The sequence below is a fragment of the Leptolyngbya iicbica LK genome, assembly GCF_004212215.1.
GTDB classification, from domain to species: Bacteria; Cyanobacteriota; Cyanobacteriia; order Phormidesmidales; family Phormidesmidaceae; genus Halomicronema; species Halomicronema iicbica.
Map to the genome: position 1 here is coordinate 86,545 of NZ_QVFV01000003.1, position 19,445 is coordinate 105,989.

The window sequence follows — 19,445 nt, forward strand, 5'->3', positions numbered from 1 at the left end:
ATCCCCTCGCCTAATTTTTCACAAAGCCACCGTACTCGGGCTTGTAGCGAGCTATCAACTGGCGATTGTCATCGTAGAGCACGATCGGGAGCTGGACTTGGTTGCCCAACTGCATAATGTTTTGCACCAGTTGATGGGTCTCGGCCATGATCGCATCATTCCGGTTCAACCGGCCCTGGGTCGAAGGCGGCGAGATGGACTGGCGGATAGCGCTATCGTAGGGTTCGCGCACCATTAACGTGACCTGTTGAGGACTGTAGGTATAGGTGCAGATGCCGTCGGCTAGGGGGCAGAGGGTAGCTAAGTCTTCGTCGATGGATTGCAGGGCGACGGCTTGTTTGAGCTTCGTTTGGGCCTGTTTTAAAGAACCCTGATAGCTGTCGAGCAGGGCTTGCGCATCGGCGTAGCGCAGCGTATTTTTGGGCACCTGGCGCATTTGGGCATAGGCTTCCTGCCAAAAACTCACCGCTTGGGTCCATTGATTGTTGCGCTCAGCCGTTTGTGCCTGGGCGGCCTGCGCCAACGCGTCTTGATAGGCCCGCTCGCCCGACTGCTCAAAGGTGACTCGGGTGCGGGTCTGGATGGATTGGCGGCGGTAATCGCTCAGCAGCGATCGCGCTTCTTCGTACGCCAGGGTGCCTTGGGGAATGTTGCTAATGGCCTGCATGGCCCGGTTCCATTCTCGTTGAGCCACCCGCCAGTCATTCAACGTCGTGGCGGTTTCGGTTTGGGCGATCGCCAGATCCCCCGCTTCAATGGCTTCATTCAAAGAGGCTTCAGCGGCTTCTTCAATCACGAGGCGATCGCCAATGGCCTCATAATTGGCCTCATATTCCCGCAGCTTGCGATTGGCAAACCCGGCCAGGTAGCTCTCTTCTGGCACTCGCTGCAAATGGTTGACGGCTTTTTGCCACAGCAGATGCACTTCGACCCACACGGGCACCGGATGCGGCGGCTCTTGGCTGGTTTCCGAGGCTTGAGTCGCACTCTTTTGGGCCGCAATCACCCATTCCAAATCGGATAGCTGGGTGCGGTAGCGCAGCAACTCGGCTTGGGCCGCATCGTAATGGGAGGACCAGGGCGGAATGGCTGCCACCAGCCGAATCGCTGTCTGCAAATCTTGCCGTGCGGCTTGCACCTCGTCCGGCGTGGGGTTGCCGGTCAGGCTATCGAGAGTTTCTTGGCTCAGATCGCTAGCGGTTTGGCGTTCTTCACAGCTGCCAAAGGTGCAGGGGCGCGTGGTGCCATAGGCGATCGCCCCGACGGTCACTCCCGCCAGTGCTAACCCCAGCACCGATCGCCATGGCAACTCTTGCCAATTTTCTGACCAAGCTTGCCAGCTCTGGCGCCAACCGCCCGGTTCAGTCCAGCCCTTGACGGCTTGCCACACACTGGTGGGCGTGGCTGAGGCCGCGGCTTCGTCTGCGGTGTCGTCATGGGATGGCGATACCAGCACGATCGAGCTAGAGGTCACCTCAGGGCTCGGCGCTTCGACCTTGAACTCAGTCTCTTCGCTGGCTTCCGAGTCTGGCAAGTCAGCGATCGCCAGACTTTGCTGCCAATGCCAGGTGCGCGCCGCGTAGGGACTCGCCGTGCCGAGTTCTCGCAAATACAGCCGCACGGACAATTCCCCATCGTCCGTCAAAATATCGTCGGGCACCTCGGTCGCTTGCAGGCTTTGATCTAACGCGACGGCTAAGGCGGTAAAGCGCTGATCGCGATCGTCGGCTGTGACCGCCGCCACCTTGTCTTCTGACAACACCAACAAGCGCCCTTGCTGAAACCGACAGCGAATGGTGGGCGTGGTATCTGGCATGGTCTCAGCGATCGCCTGCTGAATACTTTGCTCCAGGGAGGCCACAAAGCGATCGAGGGCGGCAAAGGAAAACGAGGAAGTCATGACCTGAGGAAACCCCTAAAAACCTGGGCCAGCCGCCATCTGTGACACACAAATGGCACTAGCTATGGCACCGAAGTATAACAAGGCTTTTCGGGGATGGAACACTTGCAAGCCCATCGCTTCAGGATTCTTGGGAATCCGATCTTGATTGGCCCCCGGTGGTGATCGCGGCTGGCCGGCGTCTGAATGGGGGTTACCCTCGCCCTCCAGCCCCCGAACTGATGCCCCCGACGCGAGCCTTATAAACTGGACGCATCCCTGCTGACAGAGGTCTCGACTGCCATGCAACTGGACTGGAATATTCAACTGCTCGACTGGTTAATGCAACGGCGAAAACCCACCCATCAGCTCAGTCTTCCGGCCATTCAGCAGCGTAACGCGGCGAAGCTGAACGGCTTACTCGCCTGGTATTTTTTGGGTGAGAAGCTGTCTCTATCACGGGTCGTCGATCGCACTTGCACCGGACGCCACGGCTCCATTCCGGTGCGCCTGTATTACCCCAGCCCCGAGCCAAATCTGCCCCTGATTGTCTTCTTCCACGGCGGCGGCTGGGTTACGGGCAGCTTAGAAACCCACGATCGCGTCTGTCGCCGCATCGCTCAAGCGACGATGGCTCTGGTGGTTTCGGTAGATTATCGGCTCGCCCCCTGGCACAAATTTCCCCTGCCGCTAGAAGACTGTTATGACGCGGTGCAATGGGCAGCGACCAACGCCGCAGAACTCGGGGCCGATGCTGATCGGTTAATCGTCATGGGGGATAGTGCGGGGGGCAATTTGGCGGCTGCGGTGGCCCTCATGGCGCGAGATCAATCGGGACCGAAGATTCATCGCCAAGTCCTGATCTACCCAGCGGTGGATGGGACGCTGTCTTCTCCCTCGCACCAACGCTATACGGATGCGCCCTTGCTCAGTCGCACCGGGATTCATTACTTTCGCGATCAGTATCAGCGATCGCCCCAAGACATCCATAACGCCTACTTTTCGCCGCTCCTCGCAGACGACCTCAGCCACCTGCCTCCCGCCTTCATCCTGACTGCTGAGTATGACCCTCTGCGCGATGAAGGCGAGCAGTTTGCCCAACGACTCACAGCGGCGGGCGTCCCCGTCCGTTATCAAGACTATCCGGGCATGGTGCATGCTTTTCTGAACTTTCCCCGCCATTGTTCAGCCGCGACTGCCGCGATTGCCGCGATTGGAGAATACGTCAAAGCGGCCTAAAATTAGGGCGTCAACACGCTGAGCCCCCTTTCCCTCATGTCTCAACTGGCGGCAGCAACAGTTCTGATCACCGGAGCGGGCGGTGGCTTTGGGCAAGCCCTCATCCCCCAGTTACTCGCCAAAGGGAGTCATCTGATTCTGACCGATCATCCAGCGGCTCAGTTATCTACACAGGTGCCCAAGCTTGAAGCCGCCGCGCCAGAGTTGCCGGGCAAAGTGCTGGCGTGTCTCGATATGGATTTGGCCCATGCGGCTGGCTGTGACCAACTCTACGCGGCGATCCAGCAAATGGAGTTGGTGCCCGATATTGTGATCAACAACGCTGGCATCGCTTTGGTGGGCAACATGGTCGATATGCCGACCGATCGCTGGCGCACCATGATGCAGGTCAATTTGCTGACGCCGATGCAGCTCAGCAGCCGCTTTGCCGCCGACATGATGGCGCGCCGCCAGGGCCATATCGTCAACATTTCTTCCCTCGCAGGTTGGATTGCCCCGCCCGGCCTCACTGCTTATGGGGCGAGCAAATACGGCTTACGCGGCTTTAGCGAGGGCTTGCGTTACGAATTGGCGACTTACGATGTCAAAGTGACAACGGTGTATCCCTTTTTTAGTCGTACGCCGCTCCTTCAGTCACCCCGGTTTGGCTCATTAGCCGAGTCTGATAAAGCCTTGCCCGCTGCCCTGACGACCGATCCGCAAAAGATCATGGCAAAAACGATTCGAGCGATCGAGCGCAATCAGGCCGAAGTCTTTCCTGATCAATTTGCCTGGCTCGGACAAGGGATCAAGCGCTATTTCCCCTTTGCTTTAAATTGGTTAGGGCAGCTCAAGGTTTAGCCTCGACAGTCTCGACATGCTTGTCTACGAACGCTAGCCCCACCGGGTAGCGCGATCGCCCCCATAGTTCTCCCTGTTAGTTTTCATGCCAGATACGCAGCAAAAACACCTCATCATCGGCGCCGGGTTTGTCGGGCTCGGCATCGCGCAATCCCTCCAAGCTGCGGGCATTCCCTACGACCAGGTTGATGCCAGCGATGACATCGGTGGCAACTGGTATCACGGCGTGTACTCCACCGCCCACATCATCTCGTCGAAACAGGTGACTCAGTTCACCCAGTTCCCTATGCCGGAGGACTACCCGCCGTTTCCCAGTGCAGCCCAAATGCTGGCGTATTTGCACCAGTTTGCCGATCGCTTTCAACTTCGCGATCGCATTCAGCTGCGGCGCAAAGTGACTTTGGTGCGACCGATCGCCGATAACCAATGGGAAGTCACCTTCGAATCGGGGGAGCAGCGGATTTACAAAGGGGTGATTCTTTGCAATGGCCACCACTGGTGCAAGCGGATGCCCGACTTTGAGGGCACTTTTGACGGCCCGATTTGGCATTCTAAAGAGTATCGCCACCCTGACCAGTTGCGCGGTCAGCGAGTGCTGGTGATTGGTGGTGGCAACTCCGCCTGCGACATCGCCGCCGAAGCCGCCCGAGTCGGGGCCAAGTCCCTTTTGAGTCTGCGAGAGTCCGTCTGGTTTATTCCCAAAAGCTTTGCTGGAGTGCCGATCGCCAACTTTGCTAAACCCTGGACGCCGGAATGGCTACAACGACTGCTGCTCCACCTGATGATTCGCCTCACGTTTGGCCCCCACTCTCGCTACGGCCTGCCCAAGCCCCAGCACCGCATTTTGGACAAGCATCCGACCCTCAACAATGAGGTGCCCTATTACCTGCAACATGGCCGCATCACTGCCAAACCAGCGGTGCAGCGCCTCGACCACCATCAGGTTCACTTTGTGGATGGCACGGTGGAAACAGTCGATGCGATCATCTGCGCCACGGGATACCACGTCGCTTATCCGTTCTTGCCGCCGGAGCTACAGCGGGTGCAAGGGGCGATCGTGCAGTGCTACGGCGGCGCTTTTCTCGATGATTACAAGGGGCTGTACTTCCTTGGTTGGGGCCAAGCGCGGGGTGGCGTCGGCTCGCTGATGTCGGCCTATGGCCCCATTTTTGCCCAACTGCTCAAACTGCAAGATCAGTTAGAGATTCCCCTCGGGCGAGTCTTCAAAGAACTGGGGGTGGGGTTGCCGAAGACCCACTTATCCGACCCGCAGGCGATTTTCACCCAGTTGCGACTGCTGCGCTGGGCGTTTCCCTGGTTTCAGCGCCGGGCCCGGCAGATTGACCACCAATGTCAGCCGTTTGCCAATCATCCGCTACAAGCGGAACCTGAGCCCGAGGCGCTATCGGTCTTTTGACGGTTGAGGGAGCCGACTGCAGAATTACACCGACTGGGAAAATTGTCGGGTTTGCTGGCGATGCAAGAAGGTGTCAAACACCGCCGCAATATTGCGAATCAGCAGCCGACCCGCTGGAGTCACCTCAATGTGATTGGGAGATGACCGCACCAATCCATCCGCCTCTAGTGCCTGGAGTTCGGCCTGTTCGGCCGCGAAATATTCATCAAAGTCAGTGTCGAAGCTGAGATGATACTTCGTCTCCAGTTCAGTTTTATCGAGTCGAAACTGGCACATGAGTTCCATGATGATGGTGCGCCGAATCACGTCGTCCCGGTTCAGGTTGACCCCTTTGGCAATCGGCAACTGATCGCTTTCAATCGCCCGATAAAAGTCCTTTAACGACTTGTGGTTTTGCACGTACACGTCGTGAGTCATGCTGATGGAGGTCATGCCAAAGGCCAACAGGTCTGACTCGGGCTGGGTCGTGTAGCCCTGAAAGTTGCGGTGCAGTGCGCCCTGACGCTGGGAGATCGCCAATTCATCATCCGGTTTCGCAAAATGATCCATGCCGATGAACTGATAGCCGTGGGTGGTCAACTCATCAATGGTCATGTGAAAAATTTCTAGCTTCGCTTCGGGGTCAGGTAGCGTGGCCGGATCGATGTGCTTTTTCTGGGTGGGCTTCATCCAGGGCACATAGGCAAAGTTAAAGACGGCAATGCGATCGGGGTCCAGGGCGCGGGTTTTGGTCAGCGTTTCGCGGAAAGTATGGAGGTTCTGGTAGGGCAGGCCATAGATCAAATCGACGTTGACGCTTTCAAATCCAGCTTCGCGAATCCACCCCATCACCTCAAATAACAGCGCCTCGGGCTGAATGCGGTTGACCGCTACTTGCACTTGGGGATCAAAATCTTGAATGCCAAAGCTGATGCGGTTGAATCCCAGTTGCCGCAGCAACATCACCTGGTCGCGACTGAGATAAGCCGGGTTCACCTCAATGGAAACTTCGGCCTGGTCGGCCAAGGTGAAGTGCTGGTTGAGCGCTGCCCACAACCGTTCGATTTGCGGCAGGGTCAAATAGTTGGGCGTGCCACCGCCCCAGTGCAGCTGGTTGACCGGACGACGATCGCTCGTCAAGGCTGCCATCTGTTCGATATTGCGAATCAAGGCATCCAAATAGGGATCTGCGACGCTTTTGAGCTGGGTGATGACGGTGTTGCAGCCGCAAAAATAACAGGCGCTTTCGCAAAACGGAATATGGCAGTAAAGGGAGAGGGGCGTTTGCTTGTAGTTGCCGGTGGCGATCGCTGCCCGAAAGTCAACTTCGTGAAAGTCTGCGGAAAGTTCTGTGGCGGGGGGATAGCTGGTGTAGCGGGGCAGCGGTCGATTGTATTTGTGCAGCAGGTCGGCGTTAAATTCAACCGCAGGAACGTCGGTGTACATATTTATGCAGTAAAAGCAGTGGTCAAAGAGCCGGGTTGGAAAGTGTGAAACGGAACGGAGAAGAAAGGCCGAGACGTTAACCCGGATCGTCTCGGCCAGGATTCGGAAGAATGCCTGTGACTGTGAGCTGTGAGCCCACTCAAAACACCCGCAACTAGGCCTCGGCAGCGACCAGTTCAACGGAAGAATGGCCGGGCGTGCGATCGGTGCTGCCGGGTTTGTCTTGGCGGGTAATGAGGTCAAAGACGTGATCGCCGATCGCTGCCCGCACGTCCTCTTCCATTTCATGAAAGACATCGCGGTTCATTTGAAAGGCGAGGTTGGCCTCATCCACAATGGCCTGGGCCGTCGCTTCATCCACCTCAATCGCATTCAGCGCATCGCGATAGGTCATTTTGAAGGCGCGCCGCGACTCAACCGTTGGAAAAGCATCGAACTCATGGAGTCCTGTCCCTTGATCCGGTGGCAGATTCATCGCCGAACGCGCGATGTGGCGGAGACTCTGGCCCCCAGACAAGTCGCCCATATAGCGCACGTAGGCATGGGCAATCAGCAACGCCGGATTTTCCCGAGCGACAGTTTGAATGCGATCGACATAGGCCAATCCTTTGGGTGACGCTTGAATCTGGTGACGCCAGTCGTCCCCGTAGTAGTAAGCCAGATCGGCTTCCAGTTTGGGTACGCGCCGCAAGGCGGGAAAATACACCTTGCTCACTGCGGGATGATGAATCTGCTCATCCAGGGCATTTTCTAGCGCTTGGTAAACGAAATACAAGTCAGCCGTCAGTTTGCGAAAGGGTTCACGCTCGACAATTCCTTTCAAAAAACACTTCATAAAAGCGGTATTTTCTGCTGCGGTATGCGCATGTTTAGTGCCTTCACGCAGGCGCATGGCCAAATCCATAAAATTCGCTCCTTTTGAACTTTTTTAAGGTCATTAGCACGTAGTGGAATCGTTTCACTGCCGTCAAGTCAGCACTATCTATCCCAAGGTAATGAATACTTGGGTCGCCAGTCTGACCGAATCAATCGCGCCTCTTTTGAGGAAGGTCGACGCTCACAATGAAAACTAGCAGCGCGATCGCGCTAATGATATGGAACTGAAAACTTCAGCTCAGTCGAAATACTTTTATGACTGTAGGGCAATCAATAACCATTATGAAATCAAGGCTTTATTCCTTAATAAATGCACAAAAAAGGGGCTTCGGAAGTTTCTGGAAACCTCGACACTAGCCTCCCAAAAAGACGGAAATTCAATATTTTTACTTCAAGAAACTAACAATAACCGAGGTCGAAAAGTGACGCTAGCGATTCCAGGCAATGCCTAGGGGAAATCTCAGATTGGCAAAACCATCCGCTAGCAAAGGCGGGCTGATCTGCAAGCTCAGGTGATCACAGCGGCCAACGGGCGCTAGCTCAGACGATAGATGGCGGCAAAGCCTTCCTCAGGTTGGGGTGGCGCTCCGGCTAGCTGCCGCGACATGGTCGCGATGACGGCGGGGGGCACCTGCCGCGATCGCCCTTGATTTCGCTGGAGACAGATCCCCAGAGGCACATCGAACCAGACGGCCAACAGCCGCGTAAACCCGAGTGACTGCGCCGTTTGCATCACTCGACGGCGATCGCGGCGGCGGACATTGGTCGCATCGTATAGCGCCCCGTGCAGCTCGCCCTCCTGGCTCTGCCGCACTGCCTCACGCATCTGATAAGTGCCTTGGCCCCACACTTGCGGCCAAGGCCCTTGAGTGGCCTCATTGCCAAACAATTCACCGCGAATTTGATCGGTCGAGATGTAGGCGATCGCGGGAGCCGTTTGCAAAAAGTGCCGCGCCCAAGTCGATTTGCCGCTGCCCGGTAAACCAATTAGTAACCAGAGGGAGACGTCGGGCGCAGTGGACATAGCGAAGAACGGCAGCGGGGAACGAGGAGGCAGGGCGTCCGCCTTTTGGACGCGCGTGAGAATTGACTAAAAAGCTTCAAATATAGCTTTTTACGGGCAAAATGGTTCAAAATTTGGCTGGCAAGTTATCTTGGGTGGCAGAACTGCGTCACTTGAGGAAGTTGGGACATGGCCGATCGCGTTTGGGCTAGCAAAATCGGTGCTCTCTTATTAACCACTGCGATGGTGAGCGCGATCGCGCCACTGCGATCGCTACAAGCACAAACCACCGTGACGCCCCCGCCCCTACAGCAACTGGTTCACAGCTTCGACATTTCACAACCCGAGGCAACGGCCTATGCCCTGTGGAACGAAGGTCGGAGCGATCGTCATGAAGTCTGGTTCCGTATCATTTCGGGCGAGGCCGACTTCCAGCAACGGCTAAGAGTCTATAAAGAACAAGCTGCGCCCCGCTCTCCAGATATGCTGCCCCCACTCTCCACCCTGGTTTACGAGATTGATAACAACGATCCCTCCCAGTGGTTTTATCTCGGCAGTGAAAGTGGCTTTTTTACCTATTACTTCGAGGGCGATAATCGGCTGATCGGCGCTCCAGACTTTGAAAATGCCCACGCCGTCCGCGTCCAAAAGTCGATTTACAACAACGGCGACTATTACCAAATCAGCTTCGAAGACATTTCCGAACTCGATGACTACGACGACCTCGAGATCGAAGTCATCCTCATCCGCCGCTAATCAGCCCCCAGAGAGGTTGATCTTCTAAGATTGGTGTACGCCTTCTCTCAAGATCAATCACGGCCCTTACGAGAGTACAAATGGTACGGTCTCCCTCTAAACCCATCTCTCTGGAGGAATTTCTGACGCTGCCAGAAACTAAACCTGCCAGTGAATATATTGACGGGCAGATTATTCAGAAACCCATGCCACAGGGAAAGCACAGCACCATTCAAACTGAATTCTCTGCCACGGTTAATGTGATTCTGAAATCTGCAAAAATTGCCCGAGCATTTTCGGAATTGCGTTGTACGTTTGGTGGTCGCTCAACCGTTCCCGATATATCAGTATTTACCTGGCAAAGAATTCCCCGTGACCCAAATGGTGAGGTTGCCAACACCTTTCCATTTGCGCCTGACTGGACGATTGAAATCCTCTCACCGGATCAAAGCCAGACCAAAGTCACCAAAAATATTTTGCATTGCCTGAATCATGGAACTCAAATGGGTTGGCTGATTGACCCGGATGAGCAAACTGTTTTTGTGTACCTGCCAAAACAGCAGCCTGAAGTATTCGACCAATCTGGACAGATCTTGCCCGTCCCTGACTTTGCCAGTGAGTTGAATTTGACGATCAGTGTCATTTTCGGTTGGTTGTTGGAGTAAAGCAATTGCCACAATTGCGCGATTAAAGCATCGAGCATGATGTGCAGTCGAAAAGGTTATGGTGAGAAACCTTTAGCAATGTTTTCATTCAAGTGAATAATGTGGTTTTCACAAAAAGGTGACTAAACGATCGCCCCTTCTGTCATCGCAATCTGGCCAGCAGTGGCGTCCATGGTGACTGTGAGGCCCAGGGGCAGGGTGAGGATGGGTTCGACGTGACCGATCGCGGCGTTCCACCAGGCGGGGATGCCGAGGGGCGCGATGTGATCGGTCAGCACTTGTTCGAGGGTGAGGCCACCGTAGCCGCCAGAGGGGCCGCAGTTGGTGCATTGGCCGAAGACGAAGCCAGCAAGTTGATCCAAGACGCCAGCGAGTTTGAGCTGGGTCAACATGCGATCGATGCGGTAAATCGATTCCCCCACGTCTTCTAAAAAGAGGATGGCTCCCGTGAGATCGGGGACGTAGGGGGAGCCGACGATGCCGGAAATGACGGACAGATTGCCGCCGTACAGTTTCCCCCGGGCTTGCCCCGGGGTGATGGTTTGCACGCGAAAGCGGGTTTGCATGAGGCGATCGCGGTCTTCCCCTGCGATGGGATTTTCAAAGGTCAACGCTTGCCCATCAAACAGCACCTGACGAAAGGGTTCCGTTTGGTCGGGTCGCCAGGCAGTGAGGCCGTTGGGGCCATGAAAGGTGACGAGTCCGGTTTGGGCAGTAATGCCCAGCAGCAGCGCAGTCAGGTCGCTAAAGCCCGTGATGATTTTCGGATTTTGGCGAATCAGGTCGTAATCCAGATAGGGCAGGATGCGAGCGCAGCCCCAGTCGCCGCGAATCGGTAACAGGGCTTTGATGGCCGGGTCGGCAAAAAACTGGTTGACATCGGCGGCGCGATCGCGATCTTTTCCGGCGAGGTAACCATACTGTGCCAACACGTGGGGCGCGGGACGGGGCACCAAGCCGAGTCCGCGCACGGCATCCATCACGATGTCTAAGTCGGTGGTATTGAAGGTCGCCCCCGCCGGGCTGATGATGCCGACGGTATCACCGGGATGCAAACGCGGCGGTTTGAGGGGGCGGGGGGTGGTCGCTTGGGCGCTGGCCCTGGTGGCAAACGGTAGCGTCGCCGCGATCGCTCCGGCTCCCGCGATCAATTGTCGTCGTGTGGGTCGTCGTCCCATGGGTATTTCTCGGTGCTTGGTTGTCTCGATTATCAGGGATGTTGGCAGTCTTGGCCCGTGCTGGAGACGCGCGGGGGGGGACAAGGGCCGGCTCAGGTGGCAGAAGTGTGAAACTGTGTTGCCGAACGCGAACTTTCAACAACGAAAAATTAAGTCTGTCCCTGCTGGTGATGGTTTTCGGGAAAGCTAAAACCGGAGGTTCGCGAAACGATCAAAAACCAGTCGGCATTCATCTTCACTAGCCGATTCAACAGTCACATCATCTACATCGCGAAATCAAGGTCAATGAGTGTATATCAAAAAATTCTAGTCGCGATCGATCAGTCCCCTCGGTCTGAAGAGGTGTTTAAGCAGGCCACAGAATTGGCCAAGTTGCAGGGGGCCAAACTGATGTTGTTGCACTGTCTGACGTTGCCGCGCTCAAATCAGGATTTTGGCGATCGCTACAACGCCAACCTCGACAAATTTATGCAGCAGGCGCAAGCGCAGGTGAATGACAGCATGGAAGCCACCCGTAAATGGATGAACGGCTTTGTGCATGATGCGGAAAATCTGGGCGTCGAAGTCGATTGGGACTGGCGCATCGGCGAGGCCGGACATCAACTCTGTGCCGTAGCTAAAGATTGGGGGGCAGACCTGATTGTGTTGGGTCGTCGCGGCCACCAAGGACTCAAGGAAGTGGTGCTCGGCAGCGTCAGTAACTATGTGCTGCATCGGGCTCCCTGCTCGGTCATGGTGATTCAGGGACAGCCTGCGGCGTGATGATTTGGGTCTAGAGCCGTTCACAGTCTGGTGCCGAGAGCCCAAAAACTTAACGCATGGGCATTGCAGCGAAGTGTGGACAGCCGTCTCGGCTGCCTCGAATCTGGCTAGATGTCTGCCCGACAAAACTGGGATTTGATAACATTCTGCTTCCTCAGCCCCTCGTTTTTCTGCCCCAGAGATAAACAGAGCTATCTGCGCAACGCTCTATTGGCCTGGTTCCAAAAGTCGAGTAATGCCTGGTTGATCGTGTCAGGATACTCAGCCATGACGAGATGACCGGCATTTTCCAAATGTAAATGGTGTCCTTGGGGAAAATGCTGGACTAAGGCTGCGCCCATGTCGTGGGTGAACATAGGGTCTTGGCCGCCGCTAATGATGAGGGTGGGATAGTTGAGTTGCCAAGTGCCTGAGCGGCGGGTAAAAAAGTTGTAGCCCCAGAAAATTTGCAGCGCCTGGTAGGGAGCGAAATGTGCTGGAACCGGACTTTCCGCCAGGAATTGTTGCAGGGTGGCGTGGGTGCGATCGCTCGAAAACCTGGCCGCCAAGCGCTGTACCCAGTGCAGGCGAAACAGATGCCGGCCTCCCCAAGCCAAGCTCTGCATCAGCGGCACTTCCCACCACGGATCGAGATCGTGGGTGCCCCCGGCAACCAACACCAGCCCCGCGACGGGATGGCGTTGACACCATTCCAGGGCGATGGGCACACCATAGCTGTGGGCAAATAGAATAGGCCGCTGGATGCGGAAATGCCTCAGGAGGCGGGTCAAATCGCGGCAGTGGCGACCAATGGAGTAGCAGGGATAGGGGCTAGATTGACCGTGACCGGCCAGATCGTAGGCGACCGCCTCCCATCCCTGCGCCACGGCAAATTCGTATTGCGATCGCAGGTTAAATCGGTTGCCCAACCCCCCATGGAGGAAGGCGATCGCGGGTTGCGTGCCCGGCTCATGACAGACCTGTAGCTGCACTCCGGGCCGCAGCCGTAATGGTTTACCCGTCAATTGATCGGAGTTGGGCACCGGCTAACCAATCAAAGAGGCGATCAAGTTGCTGAACGGTAATGAACCCATACTGCCAGAGAATGAGGGGCAACTGACTGGCCGACTCCTTATGATGCAGCGCCGTGAGCACCTCAGCGCGCGCGAGGCCAAACTCTTGTTGCACAAAGTTAACCAACTGCTCGATGCGGTTTCTGCTCATGACCGGCCCTCCTAAATGGACGAGACTGCTGAGGTTGGGTTAAGGCGGTGACGCGGTGGTAGCTGCGCCGCGCCGCGCCATAGCGCCCCAAGCGATGTAGCGCCACCCCTTGAAATAACCATGCCTGAACGTGATCAGGGTGTCTGTGCAAGATCAAGGTGCAGCAATATAAAGCCTCTTCATAGCGCTCGAGCCAAATCAGCAGCACGGCTTTTTGCAGCCAAATTTGAGTATCCACAACGGTCGATAACGCCTGAGCCTGTTCGACGCTGCTTAAGGCGGCAGCATGGCGATCAAGGCAAGCCAGGGCCTCGGCTCGACCACACCACCCCGCAATCGCATGCGGCTGCCAGGCCAGTGCCTGCTCAAACTGCTGTAGTGCGCGTTCATACTGGCCGCCATGCAGCAGCAAGCGGCCCCTTTCACAGTGGCGCATGGCCTCGGTCTCGGGGACAAATCGGGGCTGCCTGGCAGGCGGTTGCGGGGTCGTGATCGAGCGACTTGACGCCAAAGCGTTTGAATAATTGGGAAGAGTCGTTTTCATCGGAAGTTTCCTAGCCTTTGGCTGCTAAGCGTAGTCACCGACTATGACATTCGTGTGTCGCTGATATTTCGAAGATATTTTTTTCGGCGTCAGCCAGACCGCTATCCACGATGCGACCCTTGGCCCGATGAACACGGGGGCGGCAAACTCTCCCGGGGCCGATAGGACGGTTCCCTCACACGGCTCCTGACGATATCGATTAGTGCAACAGGGAATCGTATACGCTGATTTAGCTAATTCGGCCATCAACGCACCAGTCTATAGGTTGTGCTTGAGGCGCGAAACCGAATATTCGCCTGGCTTACGCTGTGCTAGTCCAGCCTATGCAGGCGGCAACAAGGCAAACGGCAAAAAGATTCAGACAACGCCATTCACGGCAGCGCTCAAGGGTGTGTTGTCAGCCGCAGTAGCCCGATGCCCAAGCTGAGCCAAAGAAAGCCAATACCATAGCCAGCCAGCACATCCGTCGGCCAGTGGACGCCTAAATAAAGCCGACTCAGGCCAATGGCCCCGATCAACATTGCCGCCGTGCCATAAATCAGCACTTTAAAATTCCCATAGCGCTGCGCCACCAGATACGCCAGTAAGCCATAGAGCACCATCGCGCCTAAAGCGTGACCGCTTGGAAAACTGTAGGTCGTTTCAACAATCAGCGGCGGCCAGAGCTGGGGGCGCGCTTTGCCAAACAATAGCTTCAGACCGATGCTCAGGCCTACAGCGCCCAAACACGTGAAGAAAAAGACAACAGCCCCCCGCCATTGGTGTCGCCAACAGAGCCAACTGATAGTGATGCAGGCTAACGGCACCACAATGGCGGGACTCCCGAGTTGCGTAATCCCCAGCATGATGTGATCCAGGGTTGGGTTGGCCCACTGATGCAGACTCAGCAAAATCGTCTCATCAAACCAGAAGGCCTCTTGCTCTAGCACCTCATCAGATAAGTGAGCAAGGAGTAGGATCAGCAGCAGGCATATCCCTAGCCAGAGCCCACCCACGGTCGCGATAAAGGTCATTAGTTGGGGATGAACCCACCGCTGCCATGCTTTGAATAAGGATTTCAGCTGTTGCATCGGATGGCCAGACTGTCACCCTAAAATTACAGCATGCTCATGATGAAAAACCTGATTGCCATTCCGCTCTAAGGCTGGCTCGGCAATGATCGGGCCGGCCCATCCTAAAAGCGACTGGTCGTCAGCGTCGATCCCCGATCGCCGCCATTCCTGCGGGGGATCAGAGCCTGTTGGATCGATGCTCCCTACCAGCGGTTCTGGTCATGTCGGTGAGTGATGGATGGATGGGATGCGGTGCTCGATGTCGTCACTGCCACTGTGACGACATTGAGCTTTGACGTTCAACGATGATTCAGAGGTGGTGAAAACGATGACATGGCATCTCAGGAAGTTGAGCCCGATCGCGCTGTTGGTCGGCATGGCGATCGCGGGTTGCAGCACGCCCAACAATAGCACCGCCGAATCTCCGTCGACCCCAGCAGCCACTTCCTCCGTTCCCCCCACCGAAGCTACCTTTGTGGCTCCTAATGTCGAGTTTGAGGTGGTTGCCGAATCGGGCACCTGTCCCGAAACCGTGGGTCTATGGGAGTCGGGCTGGAGCTTTGAAGGGGGGGCCGATCATACCGTCGTGGTCGACTTCCGCCCCATTGCTCAGCAGCCCACACAGATCGTGCAGTCAGACGAGCGCCGCGTCGTTTACGAAGCACCGCTGAACGAGGCTTTTGCGGACTGCTTTGGGACAGCGCGATCGCCCTCCCTGAGCATGTATACCCTGCGGTTTGGCAACGGCACCGTTCAGTTTGACCTGGATTTGACCGAGGACGATGGTTTCCGCGAGATTCGCCATGCCGACCTCTCCGTCGATCGCCCCTACGTTTACTGGCGCGCCGCCGAATAAGTCCCAGTCAGAACGTAGGGTGGGCATTGCCCACCTACTAGGTCAGAGCCATTCGCCCTACAAAAAGCGCATCAACATGTAGACGCCCATCAAGGTCAACTGCACCGCCGCGATAGGGAAACCGTACTTGAGAAACGTCCGAAACGAAATCGACTTGCCGTGCTGCTCGGCGACGCCAGCGGCCACGATGTTAGAAGACGCGCCGATGAGAGTGCCGTTGCCGCCCAGGGTCGCGCCGTACATCATGGCGTAAAACAGGGGCAGCACTTCAATCGGCAGGTTCCCGGCGAAATTCGGGTCGAGAATATCCGGCGTTGCGAGCCCCACGTTCACTACATACTCCTTGAGCAGGGGGACCATCGCGACCACGAGGGGAATGTTGGGCACCAAACTCGACAACCCACCCACCAGCAGTAGCACCAGCAAGGAACCCAGCGCAATGTTGTGCCCCAAAATCAGCGCCAGTACGCTTGAAGCGGCACTCAGCACCCCCGTTTTCTCCAGGCTGCCGATCAGCACAAACACGCTCATGAAAAAGAGGAGGGTGCTCCAGTCCAAATCCCGCAGGATGTTTTGGATGCTGTCGATGCGGCTGTGGTGGGTGATTAGCAAACACAGCGCCGCTCCCATCAGGGCCACGGTAGCGGGTGAAATGGGCACAGGCAAAGTTTCACCAACCACGAACAGGGTCAGCACCAGTGCCACAATGAGGCCTCCCAACATCAACATGCGGGGATGGTTGACACGGGGGTGGGGTAGTTGAGCGAGGTTGTCGAGCTGCTTGTGCCAGATGGTCGGAAACAGGATGGGTAGCATCACCACGATCGCCGCGATCGCGATCGCGCCCCCCAAACTCAGCGACTTCAAATAATCCAAAAAGCTGATGTTGACCGCATCGCCCACGATGAACGTTGCCGGATCGCCCACGAGGGTCAGCAGTCCGGCGCTGTTGGCAACAAACACCAGCAAAATCAGCAGTGGCACAAAGTTCACCCCCAGTTCCGTCGCAATAGGCGGCAGCAGGGGAGCCAGCAACATCACGGTGGTGGCGTTGGGCAACACCGCACAGATGGGAGTGGTGATCGCGACGATACCCAGCAGCAACCGCTTCCCCTGCCCGCCAGCCATGCGGACCATTTGGGTCGCCAGGAATTCAAAAATGCCAGTGGGCTCAAAGGCGCGCACCATCACCATGACCCCAAAAAAGAGGGCCAGGGTAGCGTAACTTTGGGCGATGTAGTCAACGGCTTCGGTCAGCGTCAGCACGTTGAGAAAGAGCAGCAGCAACGCGCCCAGCATGGCGGCGATCGTCAGCTGCAAGCGCTCGGTCATGATGCAGACGAGTACACCGAGAAAGACGCTGAGGGATGAAACAGCGGCAAAGCTTCCCATAGGAATCTCCTGGATGATGAGACGACTGAGCCAGATACCAGGAGATCATGCATCTCCTCCCAAGGCCGACGAAGTTAGCTGACGGGCTAGGCGTGAGAGTTCGCCTCCTTGCAGCTGCAAGGTTTGCCCCAAAGATGGGTCCTCCGCTTTGGTCACAGACCAAACTAGGCCAATGGCTCAGATGAATTTTTCCGACGATAGCACTAATTTTTAGAGCTGACAATCAGAAACGTCGATAGTTGTAGTCCGCAACTGCGGGGGGGGGGTGCCTTCACTCGTGGCGGTTGATGGCGATCGCGAATTCAGCGTCGCAATGGCGCTCAAATGTAAGTCTGCAAGAGCTGAATCATGGCGGTGACTGAGGCCAGGGAGGCGGTTTCGTTGGGAGTATGGTATTCCGTGGTGGGAACTTGCAGGGTCGTGCCACTAATCGCTCCGTCAGTGGCGGCAATGAGGCGGCCCATTTCGGTGCGGCCCAGGGAGTAGGGTTTGGTGCGGGTGCGGTTTTGGGCCTCAATGTAATCGTCTTTGTAGCTGTAGGGAATGTCGAGTTGGGTGCAGCGATCGGCGAGTTCCTGGGTGATGCCCTCGGCGAAGTTCGCACTGGCATCCTTACGGCGCAGGGTGACTAACTGCTGATCGGCGGCGGCGCGATCGTGGTAGGGGCTGGTATCCAGCGCCACTAATCGCTGGGTAGTGAGTTGCTGCCGCTGAAACCAGGACAGGGCATAGCGCCAACTGCGACCGGATTCTTCTTGGGCGGTGAAGAGGGCCGTCCCCGCAAAGCCACAGCGAAACAGAAAGATGATGATGGCGGCACTTAGCACGTTGTCTAACTGGGCAGAAATGTAGCCATCGTTGAATTGCAGGCGATCGAGAAAGGCGATCGGAGTGCCCGGTTGCAGGTGTTCTAAGCCTTCCACCTCAAAGATCAAGTTTTTGCGCTCTGGGCAAATGTAGGAGCGGGTGATCTGGCCTTGGCCGATGTAGGTGCCGATATAGGGGAGGTGGGCCTGTACCCGTTGCCCCTGAAACCGATTTTCGATGGTGTTGAGCATTTGCTCAGACACCGAATCCCCCGTGAGTTCGCTTTGGTTGCCCGCGATAAAGGCGGCGTATTGAAACTCGTTGGGGCCAGTGCAGAGTAAGCCGTGGCGATCGATGTGGGCCGACAGCATTAGGTCGTGGGGGCGATCGCCCTGGGCGACTAAGACGCCATGATAGTGAGTGACCTGGGCTCCCACTTCCTCTAACTCCCGCCGCAGCACCCGAAAGAAGGAGTCTTCGCTCCCCACGACGGAGGGTTCTCGAATCAGCAGTTGCAGAATTTCCAACAATTCTGTCAGCTCGGCGACGCCTTCGGGCAGCGGAGCGTTTTGGGTGACCAGTTGCTCGACAACCATATTCAAAGGGCTCATGGGGCAACCTTAATCTGGGGTAATTTGGAACGATACTGCTTTTCCCTATTGCATTTGGTCGAGCTCACTACACTTTTCCCCGGCTCATGGGTCGGGGCACTCTGCAAGCCTGGTCATTGTGGAAGGCTGGGGCGATAACTTCTAGAGCTCAAAGATAAAAGCTACCGTGAAGTTGTGCGGCGGCAGATCATCTCAAACTCTCACCGATAACCTCTGTACCGTCCGCACCAACGAGATGTTCGGCGGCTTTAGCGACTGTAGGGTTGATCTAGGCTCAAGCCTGAGATGACTTGGTAGTGCTTGACGTTGAAAGTACAGAGGGTTGCGCTACGTCCAACAGCACAGGCCGCAATCAAGGCATCAATCAAACCGACCTTATAAGACAGATGGTAGGCGGTGAAATCAGACAAAGCCCGAGCACAGTCAGTTTCGGTCGGCCAGACGATGGTCAAAGGCGCTACAAGCTGTAAGACTTTCCGCACCTGTTGCTTGTTCTGAGCGTCCTGAATCAATTCCATCACCACAAAGCCGGGGATGCTCGGCAGTGCTGGGACAGAGGCAAACCAAGCCAGTGCTGGCGCATACCCCCGCTGAATATCGATCATGACATCAGTATCAACCAGATACATTCGCTACCTAAGCCCGCTCACGATGTTCAGCTTGGTCACGCAACCGGCGGGCGTACTCCTGGCTGTCAGTAATATCAGGCCGAGAGTTGATCACCCCGACGCTTTCCCAGTAGGCAACTAGCTCCACGCCTGTTTTGGGAGGATTGTGCAGAAAAGGGCGAAAGGAGAGAACCCGAAGAATATACTCCGACAGAGGCAATTTAAGCTGAGAAGCCTCAGCAGAAAGCTCATTCTCTAGCTCTATCGGTAGCTCTAAGGTGATATTCATAGCCACATTCTTCTCTAGTAGATCTATCCTATACCTGAACTTCTGCGAGTTAAGTGGCTACTGT

General features: G+C 56.2%; 20 protein-coding genes and 1 riboswitch. Of the genes, 7 read left to right on the forward strand and 13 right to left on the reverse strand.

Annotation, left to right across the window (positions count from 1 at the left end):
- Positions 1-10 precede the first annotated feature (10 nt).
- Positions 11-1,900 (reverse strand): hypothetical protein, encoded by a 1,890-nt coding sequence (locus tag DYY88_RS14300; protein ID WP_039726822.1) that lies wholly within the window; start codon positions 1,898-1,900, stop codon positions 11-13.
- Between the two features lie 282 nt (positions 1,901-2,182).
- Between DYY88_RS14300 and lipP1 the strand changes: the two genes are divergently transcribed.
- The 3 genes from lipP1 to DYY88_RS14315 all read left to right on the forward strand — a co-directional run bounded on the left by lipP1 (position 2,183) and on the right by DYY88_RS14315 (position 5,375).
- The gene (gene lipP1, locus DYY88_RS14305) at positions 2,183-3,118 is read left to right on the forward strand and encodes a LipP1 family hormone-sensitive lipase (protein WP_039726824.1); all 936 of its coding nucleotides are present in this window, start codon (positions 2,183-2,185) and stop codon (positions 3,116-3,118) included.
- 36 nt (positions 3,119-3,154) lie between these two features.
- The gene (locus DYY88_RS14310; RefSeq protein ID WP_039726825.1) at positions 3,155-3,958 is read left to right on the forward strand and encodes an SDR family NAD(P)-dependent oxidoreductase; all 804 of its coding nucleotides are present in this window, start codon (positions 3,155-3,157) and stop codon (positions 3,956-3,958) included.
- A gap of 85 nt (positions 3,959-4,043) precedes the next feature.
- A complete protein-coding gene (locus tag DYY88_RS14315) occupies positions 4,044-5,375 on the forward strand; it encodes a flavin-containing monooxygenase (protein WP_039726826.1) in 1,332 nt (443 codons plus the stop codon).
- 24 nt (positions 5,376-5,399) lie between these two features.
- Here DYY88_RS14315 and hemN read toward each other — a convergent pair whose 3' ends face one another.
- From hemN to DYY88_RS14330, 3 genes are all read right to left on the reverse strand, one after another.
- Positions 5,400-6,800 (reverse strand): oxygen-independent coproporphyrinogen III oxidase, encoded by a 1,401-nt coding sequence (gene hemN / locus DYY88_RS14320; RefSeq protein WP_039726827.1) that lies wholly within the window; start codon positions 6,798-6,800, stop codon positions 5,400-5,402.
- 154 nt (positions 6,801-6,954) lie between these two features.
- A complete protein-coding gene (locus tag DYY88_RS14325; RefSeq protein ID WP_039726828.1) occupies positions 6,955-7,704 on the reverse strand; it encodes a biliverdin-producing heme oxygenase in 750 nt (249 codons plus the stop codon).
- 507 nt (positions 7,705-8,211) lie between these two features.
- The gene (locus DYY88_RS14330) at positions 8,212-8,700 is read right to left on the reverse strand and encodes an AAA family ATPase (RefSeq protein ID WP_039726830.1); all 489 of its coding nucleotides are present in this window, start codon (positions 8,698-8,700) and stop codon (positions 8,212-8,214) included.
- Positions 8,701-8,868: 168 nt separating this feature from the next.
- On the opposite strand from DYY88_RS14330, the gene DYY88_RS14335 reads away from it, so the two are divergent.
- Together DYY88_RS14335 and DYY88_RS14340 are read left to right on the forward strand one after the other, a co-directional pair.
- Entirely contained in the window at positions 8,869-9,435 is a 567-nt protein-coding gene (locus DYY88_RS14335) for a hypothetical protein (RefSeq protein ID WP_039726831.1), read from the forward strand.
- Between the two features lie 80 nt (positions 9,436-9,515).
- Positions 9,516-10,079 carry a Uma2 family endonuclease gene (locus DYY88_RS14340; RefSeq protein WP_039726832.1) on the forward strand — a complete coding sequence of 188 codons (564 nt, stop codon included), beginning with the start codon at positions 9,516-9,518 and terminating at the stop codon, positions 10,077-10,079.
- A 122-nt stretch (positions 10,080-10,201) separates the two neighbouring features.
- Here the strand turns inward: DYY88_RS14340 and DYY88_RS14345 are convergent, their stop codons facing one another.
- Positions 10,202-11,257, reverse strand: a complete 1,056-nt coding sequence (locus DYY88_RS14345; protein ID WP_039726833.1) for a S66 peptidase family protein — start codon at positions 11,255-11,257, stop codon at positions 10,202-10,204.
- Positions 11,258-11,542: 285 nt separating this feature from the next.
- Between DYY88_RS14345 and DYY88_RS14350 the strand changes: the two genes are divergently transcribed.
- Entirely contained in the window at positions 11,543-12,019 is a 477-nt protein-coding gene (locus DYY88_RS14350) for a universal stress protein (RefSeq protein ID WP_039726834.1), read from the forward strand.
- A 191-nt stretch (positions 12,020-12,210) separates the two neighbouring features.
- Here DYY88_RS14350 and DYY88_RS14355 read toward each other — a convergent pair whose 3' ends face one another.
- The 4 genes from DYY88_RS14355 to DYY88_RS14370 form a co-directional block, all read right to left on the reverse strand.
- Positions 12,211-13,041, reverse strand: a complete 831-nt coding sequence (locus DYY88_RS14355; protein ID WP_039726835.1) for an alpha/beta fold hydrolase — start codon at positions 13,039-13,041, stop codon at positions 12,211-12,213.
- On the reverse strand, positions 13,013-13,222 hold the full coding sequence (locus DYY88_RS14360) for a DUF2949 domain-containing protein (protein ID WP_039726836.1): 210 nt from the start codon (positions 13,220-13,222) through the stop codon (positions 13,013-13,015). The genes DYY88_RS14355 and DYY88_RS14360 overlap by 29 nt, the downstream gene beginning before the upstream one ends.
- Positions 13,191-13,766, reverse strand: a complete 576-nt coding sequence (locus tag DYY88_RS14365) for a tetratricopeptide repeat protein (protein WP_039726837.1) — start codon at positions 13,764-13,766, stop codon at positions 13,191-13,193. Before DYY88_RS14365 ends, DYY88_RS14360 begins: the two co-directional genes overlap by 32 nt.
- 383 nt (positions 13,767-14,149) lie before the next feature.
- Positions 14,150-14,836 carry a phosphatase PAP2 family protein gene (locus tag DYY88_RS14370; protein ID WP_039726838.1) on the reverse strand — a complete coding sequence of 229 codons (687 nt, stop codon included), beginning with the start codon at positions 14,834-14,836 and terminating at the stop codon, positions 14,150-14,152.
- 310 nt (positions 14,837-15,146) lie between these two features.
- Between DYY88_RS14370 and DYY88_RS14375 the strand changes: the two genes are divergently transcribed.
- Positions 15,147-15,674: a hypothetical protein gene (locus DYY88_RS14375; RefSeq protein WP_130199459.1), complete on the forward strand. Its 528-nt coding sequence runs from the start codon at positions 15,147-15,149 to the stop codon at positions 15,672-15,674.
- Positions 15,675-15,731: 57 nt separating this feature from the next.
- Here DYY88_RS14375 and DYY88_RS14380 read toward each other — a convergent pair whose 3' ends face one another.
- The 4 genes from DYY88_RS14380 to DYY88_RS14395 all read right to left on the reverse strand — a co-directional run bounded on the left by DYY88_RS14380 (position 15,732) and on the right by DYY88_RS14395 (position 19,381).
- Positions 15,732-17,066 (reverse strand): SLC13 family permease, encoded by a 1,335-nt coding sequence (locus tag DYY88_RS14380; protein ID WP_039726839.1) that lies wholly within the window; start codon positions 17,064-17,066, stop codon positions 15,732-15,734.
- 48 nt (positions 17,067-17,114) lie between these two features.
- Positions 17,115-17,247: riboswitch (cyclic di-AMP (ydaO/yuaA leader) on the reverse strand.
- Positions 17,248-17,386: 139 nt separating this feature from the next.
- The gene (locus DYY88_RS14385; protein WP_039726841.1) at positions 17,387-18,484 is read right to left on the reverse strand and encodes a peptidase M42; all 1,098 of its coding nucleotides are present in this window, start codon (positions 18,482-18,484) and stop codon (positions 17,387-17,389) included.
- Positions 18,485-18,732: 248 nt separating this feature from the next.
- Complete coding sequence (locus DYY88_RS14390) at positions 18,733-19,113, reverse strand: PIN domain-containing protein (RefSeq protein ID WP_039726842.1); 381 nt, start codon at positions 19,111-19,113, stop codon at positions 18,733-18,735.
- Between the two features lie 7 nt (positions 19,114-19,120).
- Positions 19,121-19,381 (reverse strand): hypothetical protein, encoded by a 261-nt coding sequence (locus DYY88_RS14395; protein ID WP_039726843.1) that lies wholly within the window; start codon positions 19,379-19,381, stop codon positions 19,121-19,123.
- Positions 19,382-19,445: the final 64 nt, after the last annotated feature.

What these genes read in the sequence shown, in the direction of transcription:
- DYY88_RS14390 (WP_039726842.1), bottom strand. Translation starts at nt 19,113, where the DNA reads ATGTATCTGGTTGATACTGATGTCATGATCGATATTCAGCGGGGGTAT.
- DYY88_RS14315 (WP_039726826.1), top strand. Translation starts at nt 4,044, where the DNA reads ATGCCAGATACGCAGCAAAAACACCTCATCATCGGCGCCGGGTTTGTC.
- DYY88_RS14365 (WP_039726837.1), bottom strand. Translation starts at nt 13,766, where the DNA reads ATGAAAACGACTCTTCCCAATTATTCAAACGCTTTGGCGTCAAGTCGC.
- DYY88_RS14340 (WP_039726832.1), top strand. Translation starts at nt 9,516, where the DNA reads ATGGTACGGTCTCCCTCTAAACCCATCTCTCTGGAGGAATTTCTGACG.
- DYY88_RS14360 (WP_039726836.1), bottom strand. Translation starts at nt 13,222, where the DNA reads ATGAGCAGAAACCGCATCGAGCAGTTGGTTAACTTTGTGCAACAAGAG.
- hemN (WP_039726827.1), bottom strand. Translation starts at nt 6,800, where the DNA reads ATGTACACCGACGTTCCTGCGGTTGAATTTAACGCCGACCTGCTGCAC.
- DYY88_RS14370 (WP_039726838.1), bottom strand. Translation starts at nt 14,836, where the DNA reads ATGCAACAGCTGAAATCCTTATTCAAAGCATGGCAGCGGTGGGTTCAT.
- lipP1 (WP_039726824.1), top strand. Translation starts at nt 2,183, where the DNA reads ATGCAACTGGACTGGAATATTCAACTGCTCGACTGGTTAATGCAACGG.
- DYY88_RS14325 (WP_039726828.1), bottom strand. Translation starts at nt 7,704, where the DNA reads ATGGATTTGGCCATGCGCCTGCGTGAAGGCACTAAACATGCGCATACC.
- DYY88_RS14300 (WP_039726822.1), bottom strand. Translation starts at nt 1,900, where the DNA reads ATGACTTCCTCGTTTTCCTTTGCCGCCCTCGATCGCTTTGTGGCCTCC.
- DYY88_RS14395 (WP_039726843.1), bottom strand. Translation starts at nt 19,381, where the DNA reads ATGAATATCACCTTAGAGCTACCGATAGAGCTAGAGAATGAGCTTTCT.
- DYY88_RS14375 (WP_130199459.1), top strand. Translation starts at nt 15,147, where the DNA reads ATGACATGGCATCTCAGGAAGTTGAGCCCGATCGCGCTGTTGGTCGGC.
- DYY88_RS14350 (WP_039726834.1), top strand. Translation starts at nt 11,543, where the DNA reads ATGAGTGTATATCAAAAAATTCTAGTCGCGATCGATCAGTCCCCTCGG.
- DYY88_RS14335 (WP_039726831.1), top strand. Translation starts at nt 8,869, where the DNA reads ATGGCCGATCGCGTTTGGGCTAGCAAAATCGGTGCTCTCTTATTAACC.
- DYY88_RS14330 (WP_039726830.1), bottom strand. Translation starts at nt 8,700, where the DNA reads ATGTCCACTGCGCCCGACGTCTCCCTCTGGTTACTAATTGGTTTACCG.
- DYY88_RS14310 (WP_039726825.1), top strand. Translation starts at nt 3,155, where the DNA reads ATGTCTCAACTGGCGGCAGCAACAGTTCTGATCACCGGAGCGGGCGGT.
- DYY88_RS14345 (WP_039726833.1), bottom strand. Translation starts at nt 11,257, where the DNA reads ATGGGACGACGACCCACACGACGACAATTGATCGCGGGAGCCGGAGCG.
- DYY88_RS14385 (WP_039726841.1), bottom strand. Translation starts at nt 18,484, where the DNA reads ATGAGCCCTTTGAATATGGTTGTCGAGCAACTGGTCACCCAAAACGCT.
- DYY88_RS14380 (WP_039726839.1), bottom strand. Translation starts at nt 17,066, where the DNA reads ATGGGAAGCTTTGCCGCTGTTTCATCCCTCAGCGTCTTTCTCGGTGTA.